The following is a 9,721-nucleotide window of genomic DNA, read 5'->3' as shown; positions in this document are numbered from 1 at the left end:
AGCGTTTCAAACCGCTGTCAACTGCCTCTTTTACCGCCTCCAATCATCTCGACCGAAGCACCAACAGGACCAAACTACCACCCTGTCAGCCCGGCGCATTCTACGCAGCTTTCGCTGCTTTGCAAGCCCTTATTCAAATCTAACTTCTTGTTTTATAAGAAGTTTCAAGAGCCGCATACGCCTGAAGAGCTGCGCATTATAGGGACTGCCGGACGAAGGTCAATCGATTGTTATGCTTTTGTTTCAATACCCGTGAAATCAAGGGCCGCAGCCAAACCAGCAACCTACGCGCCGCCTGCAGAAACGACAAAGCCCAGACCTTTCGGGCTGGGCTTTGTTGATTTAACTATATATGGTCGGGACGGAGTGATTCGAACACTCGACCCCTAGCACCCCATGCTAGTGCGCTACCGGACTGCGCTACGCCCCGACTAGGCGTGAATCAATTTTCGGACACCCGAAAACGTCGCGAACTATACATTAAGCTTCTGAAATGTGGAAACTTTTTTGGATAGGGCGGCTACTTTCTAAGCACCAGCAACACGTCTTCAAGCTCGGTAATCATTTGCTTGATCAGTTGCTTGTACTGGGTGCTGTCATCTTTAGCTTCATCACCTGAAAGACGCTGACGCGCCCCACCGATGGTAAAACCCTGGTCGTACAAAAGCGCGCGAATCTGCCGAATCATCAGCACATCCTGGCGCTGATAATAGCGGCGATTACCGCGCCGCTTGACCGGGTTGAGCTGCGGAAACTCCTGTTCCCAGTAACGCAACACGTGCGGCTTAACGGCACAGAGCTCGCTAACTTCACCGATGGTAAAGTAGCGCTTGCCGGGTATGACGGGTAGTTCGTCGTTATGACTTGGTTCCAGCATACGCCTCGACCCTGGCTTTAAGTTTCTGGCCTGGACGGAAAGTCACGACACGGCGAGCCGTAATCGGAATTTCCTCTCCTGTTTTTGGATTGCGACCGGGGCGCTGACGCTTATCGCGCAGATCAAAATTACCGAACCCCGAGAGCTTGACCTGTTCGTTGAGCTCCAGCGCTTGGCGGATTTCCTCAAAGAACAGCTCCACCAACTCCTTGGCTTCCCGTTTATTCAGGCCCAGCTCTTCATACAGACGTTCCGCCATCTCAGCTTTCGTCAGAGCCCCCATACGCTACTTCCTTAACGTGGCGTTGAACCTTTGTTCCAGGGAGGTGAGAATATTTTGCGTTGTGATACTCACCTCATCGTCATTAAGAGTGCGCGATGGATGCTGCCAGGTCAAGCCAACGGCAAGGCTTTTTCTATGAGGATCAATGCCTTTACCGTGATACACGTCAAATAGCTTGAGGTCGGTCAGCCACTCGCCTGCGACTTCACGAATCGCACCGAGCAAATCCTGCGCCGGTACGTCACGATCAACCAGCACAGCCAAGTCACGTCGGACCTCAGGGAACTTAGACAGCTCCTGGAACTTAGGCATAAAGCCCTGAGTGATCTCACCCAGCACCAGCTCAAACATAAAGACAGCCTGATCCAGCCCCAGCGCCTTCGACAACTCGGGATGAATAGCGCCAAGGAAGCCGACTATACGGCCATCACGTTCGATGCGCGCTGTTTGCCCTGGGTGCAGCGCAGCATGCTCGCCGGGTACAAAGGCAAAACTATCGCCCGCACCAGCACTGGCCAACAACGCTTCGACATCGGCCTTCACATCATAGAAGTCAACATCATCGCGGCCATGCGCCCACCCCTCAGGCAGACGAGCACCACACATCACACCAGCCAGCATCGGCTCTTGTTTCAAACCTTCAAGCTGACCAACAAAGCGCAAACCACTTTCGAACAGGCGCACACGCGACTGCTGACGATTCAAGTTGTGCTCCAGCGCCTTGATAAGACCCGGCCACAAGGAGGAACGCATCGCCGCCATATCTGCGGAGATGGGATTCGCCAGCATCAGCGGCGCGACGCCTGGATTGAACAGCTCGAACAGTTTGGGATCGATAAAGCTGTAGGTGATCGCCTCCTGATAACCACGGGCAACCAGCAAACGGCGCAGCGCGGGCAGCTCGACAGCAGCTTCAGCCTTGGCCTGCGGAGCCAGACGCGCTTGCGGATAGCGAACCGGCAAACGGTTATAGCCATACAAACGAGCAAGTTCCTCGATCAGATCGACTTCCAGGCTGATATCGAAGCGATGACTTGGCACACCGACCTGCCACTGCCCTTCGCCATCGGCACGGATGTCCAAGCCCAAAGCCGCCAGTAAACGGACAATTTCGGCATCATCCATCTTCAGGCCGAGCATCTGCTCGATGCGCTCAGCACGCAGCGTGACCGGCGCAACGCTCGGCAAGTGCTCTTGATTGACGACCTCGATAATCGGACCCGCTTCGCCACCAACGATTTCCAACAACAGCGCAGTCGCCCGCTCCATGGCTTCACGCGCCAACTGCCAGTCCACACCACGCTCAAAGCGGTGCGACGCATCCGTGTGCAAACCGTAGGAGCGAGCCTTGCCAGCGATGGCGATGGTGTCGAAGAACGCACTTTCAAGAAACAGATCGCGGGTCTTGTCGTTGACACCGCTGTGCTCGCCGCCCATCACACCGGCAATGGCCAAGGCACGGCTGTGATCGGCGATCACCAGCGTATCGCTACGCAGGCTGACTTCCTGACCATCAAGCAGGACAAGCTTCTCGCCCTCCTCGGCCATACGCACGCGGATGCCGCCATTGATCTCAGCAAGATCAAACGCATGCAGCGGCTGACCCAGTTCAAGCATCACGTAGTTGGTGATGTCGACAGCTGCATCGATACTGCGCACATCGGCGCGACGCAGACGCTCAACCATCCACAACGGTGTGGGCTTGGACAAATCGACATTGCGTACAACACGACCGAGGTAACGCGGGCAGGCTTGCGCAGCCAGAATTTCAACCGGGCGCACTTCATCATGACTCGGCGTAACTGCAGCAACTACCGGGCGAGTGACAGGTGCGGCGTACAAGGCACCAACTTCACGCGCCAAACCAGCCAGCGACAGACAATCGCCGCGATTCGGAGTCAGATCGACTTCGATGCTGGCGTCGTCCAGATCCAGATAGACCCGAATGTCCTGCCCCACCGGCGCATCTGCCGGCAGCTCCATCAACCCATCATTGTCTTCGCTGATCTGCAGCTCAGAGGCCGAGCAGAGCATGCCGTTGGATTCAACACCGCGCAGCTTGGCTTTCTTAATCTTGAAGTCGCCGGGCAGTTCGGCGCCGATCATGGCGAACGGAATCTTCAGGCCAGGACGCACATTCGGCGCGCCGCACACCACCTGAAAGGTTTCCGCACCACTGCTGACCTGGCATACACGCAGCTTGTCGGCATCGGGGTGCTGCTCGGTGCTCAGCACCTCACCCACCACCACACCACTGAATACGCCAGCGGCTAGCGACACGCTGTCGACTTCAAGGCCGGCCATGGACAGGCGGGCAACCAGATCGTCGCGCGAGACCTGCGGATTTACCCAGCTGCGCAGCCATTGTTCACTGAATTTCATACTGTCTGTTCTCCTGAACCAATTCGATTACGGAATGCGAGGGCGCTAGCGAAATTGCGCCAGGAACCGCAGATCGTTATCGAAGAACAGCCGTAAATCGTTGACGCCGTAACGCAGCATGGCCAGACGCTCAACACCCATACCGAAGGCAAAACCGGAGTATTTTTCCGGATCGATACCCGACATGCGCAGCACATTCGGATGCACCATGCCGCAGCCCATGACTTCCAGCCAGCCAGTCTGTTTGCACACGCGGCAGCCTTTACCGCTGCACATCACGCACTGCATATCGACTTCGGCCGATGGCTCGGTGAACGGGAAGAACGAGGGGCGAAAACGAACGCCCAGTGGCTTCTCGAAGAACACCCTAAGGAATTCCTCGATGGTGCCCTTGAGGTCAGCAAAGCTCACACCCTCGTCGACCAGCAGGCCTTCGACCTGGTGGAACATCGGCGAATGAGTGATATCGGAATCGCAGCGATAGACTCGGCCGGGGCAAACAATGCGGATCGGCGGCTGCTGCGACTCCATGGTGCGTACCTGCACCGGCGAGGTATGGGTGCGCAGCAACATGTTCGCGTTGAAATAAAAGGTGTCATGCATCGCCCTAGCCGGGTGATGGCCTGGGATATTGAGTGCTTCAAAGTTGTGATAGTCGTTTTCCACTTCCGGGCCTTCGGCAATGCCGTAGCCAATACGGGTGAAAAACTGCTCAACGCGCTCCAGCGTACGGGTTACCGGATGCAGACCACCAGAAGCCTGACCACGGCCCGGCAGGGTCACGTCGATTTTTTCGGCGGCGAGTTTGGCGCTCAGCGCTGCTTGTTCCAGAGTTGCCTTGCGGCCGTTCAGGGCATCCTGAACCTGATCCTTGGCGGCATTGATCAACGCACCGGCTTGCGGACGCTCTTCTGCCGACAGATTGCCCAGGGTCTTCATCACCTGAGTCAATTCGCCTTTCTTGCCCAGATAGTGAACCCGCAGTTGCTCCAGGGCACTCACATCGTCGGTGTGGCTAACGGCCTCAAGCGCTTGCGAGACCAGCACATCCAGATTTTCCATTTACAGACTCCAGATACGAAATAGGGGAAGAGCTTAAAGGCTCTTCCCCTATTGGTGACGTTTAGCACCGGGCGAGCCCGGTGATTGTCGGGGACTTAAGCCAGTACGGCTTTCGCTTTCTCGACAATCGCAGCAAACGCCGCTTTTTCGTTCACTGCCAGATCAGCCAGTACCTTACGGTCGATCTCAATGGACGCTTTTTTCAGGCCAGCAATGAAACGGCTGTAAGACAGACCGTTAACACGTGCACCAGCGTTGATACGAGCGATCCACAGAGCGCGGAACTGACGTTTTTTCTGACGACGGTCACGGTAGGCGTACTGGCCTGCCTTGATCACCGCTTGCTTGGCAACGCGGAATACGCGTGAGCGTGCGCCATAGTAGCCTTTAGCGAGTTTCAGAATTTTTTTGTGACGCTTGCGAGCGATAACGCCGCGCTTAACACGAGCCATGAGTAATTTCCTCTATCTTGACCGATTAACGAACGCGCAGCATGCGCGCCACTTTTGCCACGTCAGACGGGTGCACCATGGTGCTACCGCGCAGATGACGCTTACGCTTAGTGGACATCTTGGTCAGGATGTGGCTCTTGAAAGCGTGCTTGTGCTTGAAGCCGTTAGCGGTTTTGAGAAAACGCTTGGCTGCACCACTCTTAGTTTTCATCTTTGGCATGTTCGGATACTCCGCATTCAGTTGATAAACATAACCGCAAGGCCTGCCGTGCCCTGGTGGTTACTTCTTCTTTTTGGGGGCGATGACCATGATCAGCTGGCGTCCTTCCATCTTTGGATGCTGTTCAACGGTGCCGTATTCAAGCAAGTCACCTTCAACTCGCTTCAACAACTCCATGCCCAGCTCCTGATGCGCCATCTCACGACCGCGGAATCGAAGCGATACCTTGGCCCTGTCCCCATCACTAAGGAAACGTACCAGGTTGCGTAGTTTTACCTGGTAATCCCCTTCCTCCGTCCCTGGACGAAACTTTATTTCTTTAACCTGAATCTGCTTCTGGTTTTTCTTTGCAGCAGCAATCTGCTTCTTCTTTTCGAAGATCGATTTGCCGTAGTCCATCAGCTTGCAAACAGGTGGCACTGCATCGGCAGAAATCTCTACCAGATCCAGCTTGGCCTCTTCGGCCTTAAGAAGCGCGTCTTCAATTGACACAATCCCAAGCTGCTCACCCTCAGCGCCAATTAACCGAACCTCGCGTGCCGAGATATTCTCGTTGATCGGGGCCTTCGGTGCAGCTCGTTTATCTTGTCTCATTTCACGCTTAATAATGATTACTCCAAATCTTGGCGACCACGCCGGGAAACCGCCTGCGCAAGAAGTTCAGCGAATTGAGTGACGGGCATGGAGCCCAGATCAGCACCTTCACGAGTGCGCACGGCGACAGTTTTCGTCTCAACCTCCCGATCTCCGATAACCAAGAGATAAGGAACCTTGAGCAAAGTATGCTCGCGGATTTTAAAGCCTATCTTCTCGTTCCTCAAGTCGGACTTGGCACGAAAACCGCTTTGATTGAGCGTTTTTTCCACTTCAAGGGCAAAATCGGCCTGTTTGTCAGTGATATTCATCACCACAGCCTGAGTCGGCGCCAACCAAGCGGGGAATGCACCTTCGTAGTGCTCGATCAAAATCCCGATAAAGCGCTCGAAGGAGCCGAGGATCGCACGGTGCAGCATCACCGGATGCTTACGGCTATTGTCCTCACTGACGTACTCCGCCCCCAACCGCACCGGCAAGTTAAAGTCCAGCTGCAAGGTACCACACTGCCAGACACGACCTAGGCAGTCCTTCAGCGAGAACTCGATCTTCGGCCCGTAGAAGGCACCTTCACCCAGCTGCAGATCATAAGCCAACCCAGCGCTATCGAGCGCCGCCGCCAACGCTGCCTCGGCACGATCCCACAAATCATCCGAACCCACACGCTTATCCGGACGCGTTGAGAGCTTGAGCTGAATATCGGTAAAGCCAAAATCAGCGTAAACAGCCTGAGTCAACTTGATAAAGTCTGCCGACTCAGCCCGCATCTGCTCTTCGGTACAGAAGATATGCGCGTCATCCTGAGTAAAGCCACGCACACGCATGATGCCGTGCAGCGCACCGGACGGCTCATTACGGTGGCAAGCACCGAACTCAGCCAGACGCATCGGCAACTCGCGGTAGCTCTTAAGCCCCTGATTGAACACTTGCACGTGACACGGGCAGTTCATCGGTTTGATCGCGTAATCACGACTTTCCGACTCAGTGGTGAACATGTTCTCGGCGTAGTTTGCCCAGTGCCCGGACTTCTCCCACAGCGAGCGATCGACCACCTGCGGGGTCTTGATCTCGAGATAGCCATGCTCGCGCTGCACGCCACGCATGTACTGCTCCAACACCTGATAAAGAGTCCAGCCATTGGGATGCCAGAACACCATACCCGGCGCTTCTTCCTGGGTGTGAAACAGATTCAGACGCTTACCGATCTTACGGTGATCGCGCTTCTCAGCCTCTTCAATGCGCTGGATATAGGCCGCCAACTGCTTCTTATCAGCCCAGGCAGTGCCGTAAACGCGCTGCAACTGTTCATTCTTAGCGTCACCACGCCAATACGCACCAGACAGCTTGGTCAACTTGAACGCCTTGAGGAAGCGCGTATTCGGCACGTGCGGACCGCGGCACATGTCGACGTATTCTTCGTGGTAGTACAGACCCATAGCCTGCTCATCCGGCATATCTTCAACCAGACGCAGCTTGTACTCCTCACCACGGGCGACAAAGACATCAATAACTTCGGCGCGCGGCGTCACTTTTTTGATGACGTCGTAGTCCTTCTCGATCAGCTGCTGCATACGCTGCTCGATTGCCGCCACATCATCTAGAGTGAAAGGACGCTCAGAGGCGATGTCGTAGTAGAAACCTTCTTCAATGACCGGACCGATCACCATCTTGGCAGTGGGAAACAACTGCTTGACCGCATGACCAATCAAATGCGCACAGGAGTGGCGGATGATTTCCAGGCCTTCCTGATCTTTTGGCGTAATGATTTGCAGGGTCGCGTCAGCTTCAATCAGGTCACAGGCATCAACCAGCTTGCCATTGACCTTACCGGCTACCGTGGCCTTGGCCAGGCCAGCACCAATAGATTGCGCCACCTCAAGTACGGATACCGGGTGATCGAACGAACGCTGACTGCCGTCGGGAAGAGTAATGATGGGCATGGCGCCTCCTCTCCTAGTGGTGACCTCTACCAAAGGCCACATGGGTTGGGATGAGCCAGTAAGCGATTCGGCGGTATACCTGCCATACAGTGGCGGGAGCTTTTCAGCCAACCAAAACCGAACCGGAGTCACTGGAGGTTTGAAACAACTATTAACCGCACGGATGCTTGCAGAAAGCCGGGCTTGCTGGCAAGAACCCAATAAAAAATGGCCTGGAGCCATTTTTAACGTCGCACCGCGACGACCCGGAGAGTGGCTGCCACGGATGGCAGGCCATAAAAAAGGGCCGCCTAAGCGACCCTTTTTCTACCAAATTTGGTAGGCACGATTGGACTCGAACCAACGACCCCCACCATGTCAAGGTGGTGCTCTAACCAACTGAGCTACGTGCCTACGATGGGTGCGCATTCTACGGCCGCGCAAAAAACTGTCAACAGGTTTTTTTGCTAACTGTCTGAATAACTGAATTTTTTACTGTTCTACGGTGCGTTTAATATTTCGCACAGGCCACTAGCCGAGCATTTTCAACTCAGGTAGCATCCGCCCATTCGTAAAAAATAAAGAACAGAGGTTGCAAAATGGCGCACACAGCTTACCCACAATCCTACTACGCGGCCTCCGCCAATCCGGTACCGGCGCGCCCGGAATTGAATGGTGAAGTCGAGACTGACGTGTGCATCGTCGGCGCAGGCTACACCGGCCTGTCCACGGCCATCGCCCTGCTCGAAAACGGCTTTAAAGTCAGCATCGTCGAAGCGGCCAAGGTCGGCTTCGGTGCATCAGGGCGCAATGGCGGACAGATCGTTAACAGCTATAGCCGCGACATTGATGTGATCGAGCGCAGCGTCGGCCCCAAGCAGGCACAATTGCTGGGCGACATGGCCTTCGAAGGTGGTCGCATCATTCGCGAGCGCATCGCCAAATACAACATCCAGTGCGACCTCAAGGACGGTGGCGTCTTTGCCGCCAACACCCCCAAGCACCTGAAGCACCTGGAGTCGCAGAAAAAACTCTGGGAACGCTACGGCCATACCCAACTGGAACTGATGGACGCCAAGCGCATCCGTGAAGTGGTGGGCAGCGACGCGTATGTAGGCGGCATGCTCGACATGAGCGGTGGGCATATCCATCCGCTCAACTTGGCACTGGGCGAAGCGGCAGCGGTCGAGTCGCTGGGCGGGGTGATTTACGAACAGTCACCCGCTATCCGCATCGATCGCGGCGCAAACCCTGTTGTGCACACCCCCAACGGCCGGATCAAAGCCAAGTTCGTGGTCGTCGCCGGCAATGCCTACCTGGGCAATCTGATCCCGGAGCTGTCGGCCAAGTCGATGCCGTGCGGCACCCAGGTAATCACCACCGAGCCTCTATCCGCCGAGATGGCGAAAAGCCTGCTGCCGCAGGATTACTGCGTCGAAGATTGCAACTACCTGCTCGACTACTACCGCCTGACCAGCGACAAGCGCCTGATCTTCGGCGGCGGCGTGGTCTATGGCGCGCGCGACCCGGCAAACATCGAAGCGATCATTCGCCCGAAGATGCTCAAGGCCTTCCCGCAGTTGAAGGATGTGAAGATCGACTACGCCTGGACCGGCAACTTCCTGCTGACCCTGTCGCGCCTGCCGCAGGTCGGCCGCCTGGGCGACAACATCTACTACTCGCAGGGCTGCAGCGGCCACGGCGTGACCTACACCCATCTCGCTGGCAAAGTCCTGGCTGAAGCCCTGCGCGGCCAAGCAGAACGCTTCGACGCCTTCGCCGACCTGCCGCACTATCCATTCCCGGGCGGGCGGATGTTCCAAGTGCCATTCAGCGCACTGGGCGCCTGGTACTACACCCTGCGTGACAAGCTGGGCATCTAAAGCACAGCGCGCAAACAAAACGGCACCTCAATAGGTGCCGTTTTGCATT

General features: G+C 55.8%; 10 protein-coding genes and 2 tRNA genes. 2 read left to right on the top strand and 10 right to left on the bottom strand.

The window, feature by feature from the left end; translation table 11 throughout:
- On the top strand, positions 1–390 hold a 390-nt coding region (locus Q8M42_RS10925; protein WP_305284036.1), incomplete at its 5' end, for a hypothetical protein.
- Here the strand turns inward: Q8M42_RS10925 and Q8M42_RS10920 are convergent.
- The 10 genes from Q8M42_RS10920 to Q8M42_RS10875 form a co-directional block, all read right to left on the bottom strand.
- A tRNA-Pro gene (locus Q8M42_RS10920) sits at positions 354–430 on the bottom strand. The two genes, Q8M42_RS10925 and Q8M42_RS10920, sit on opposite strands and share 37 nt — an antisense overlap.
- A gap of 90 nt (positions 431–520) precedes the next feature.
- Positions 521–877 (bottom strand): MerR family transcriptional regulator, encoded by a 357-nt coding sequence (locus Q8M42_RS10915; protein ID WP_090256190.1) that lies wholly within the window; start codon positions 875–877, stop codon positions 521–523.
- Positions 858–1,160: an integration host factor subunit alpha gene (gene ihfA / locus Q8M42_RS10910; RefSeq protein WP_003243414.1), complete on the bottom strand. Its 303-nt coding sequence runs from the start codon at positions 1,158–1,160 to the stop codon at positions 858–860. The genes Q8M42_RS10915 and ihfA overlap by 20 nt, the downstream gene beginning before the upstream one ends.
- 3 nt (positions 1,161–1,163) lie before the next feature.
- Positions 1,164–3,542 carry a phenylalanine--tRNA ligase subunit beta gene (gene pheT / locus Q8M42_RS10905; RefSeq protein ID WP_304868458.1) on the bottom strand — a complete coding sequence of 793 codons (2,379 nt, stop codon included), beginning with the start codon at positions 3,540–3,542 and terminating at the stop codon, positions 1,164–1,166.
- A gap of 45 nt (positions 3,543–3,587) precedes the next feature.
- A complete protein-coding gene (gene pheS, locus Q8M42_RS10900) occupies positions 3,588–4,604 on the bottom strand; it encodes a phenylalanine--tRNA ligase subunit alpha (RefSeq protein WP_304868459.1) in 1,017 nt (338 codons plus the stop codon).
- A 95-nt stretch (positions 4,605–4,699) separates the two neighbouring features.
- A complete protein-coding gene (gene rplT / locus Q8M42_RS10895) occupies positions 4,700–5,056 on the bottom strand; it encodes a 50S ribosomal protein L20 (protein WP_040069108.1) in 357 nt (118 codons plus the stop codon).
- Positions 5,057–5,081: 25 nt separating this feature from the next.
- Positions 5,082–5,276 (bottom strand): 50S ribosomal protein L35, encoded by a 195-nt coding sequence (gene rpmI, locus Q8M42_RS10890; protein ID WP_090241698.1) that lies wholly within the window; start codon positions 5,274–5,276, stop codon positions 5,082–5,084.
- Between the two features lie 60 nt (positions 5,277–5,336).
- Entirely contained in the window at positions 5,337–5,888 is a 552-nt protein-coding gene (gene infC / locus Q8M42_RS10885) for a translation initiation factor IF-3 (protein WP_296218155.1), read from the bottom strand.
- Complete coding sequence (gene thrS / locus Q8M42_RS10880; RefSeq protein ID WP_304868465.1) at positions 5,888–7,810, bottom strand: threonine--tRNA ligase; 1,923 nt, start codon at positions 7,808–7,810, stop codon at positions 5,888–5,890. Before thrS ends, infC begins: the two co-directional genes overlap by 1 nt.
- A 316-nt stretch (positions 7,811–8,126) precedes the next feature.
- A tRNA-Val gene (locus tag Q8M42_RS10875) sits at positions 8,127–8,203 on the bottom strand.
- A gap of 185 nt (positions 8,204–8,388) precedes the next feature.
- Here Q8M42_RS10875 and Q8M42_RS10870 point away from each other — a divergent pair.
- On the top strand, positions 8,389–9,672 hold the full coding sequence (locus Q8M42_RS10870) for an FAD-binding oxidoreductase (protein WP_304868468.1): 1,284 nt from the start codon (positions 8,389–8,391) through the stop codon (positions 9,670–9,672).
- Positions 9,673–9,721: the final 49 nt, after the last annotated feature.

Origin of the sequence: Pseudomonas sp. (assembly GCF_030684895.1) — a bacterium.
Taxonomy (GTDB): domain Bacteria; phylum Pseudomonadota; class Gammaproteobacteria; order Pseudomonadales; family Pseudomonadaceae; genus Aquipseudomonas.
This window is presented reverse-complemented; position numbering and strand designations above follow the sequence as displayed.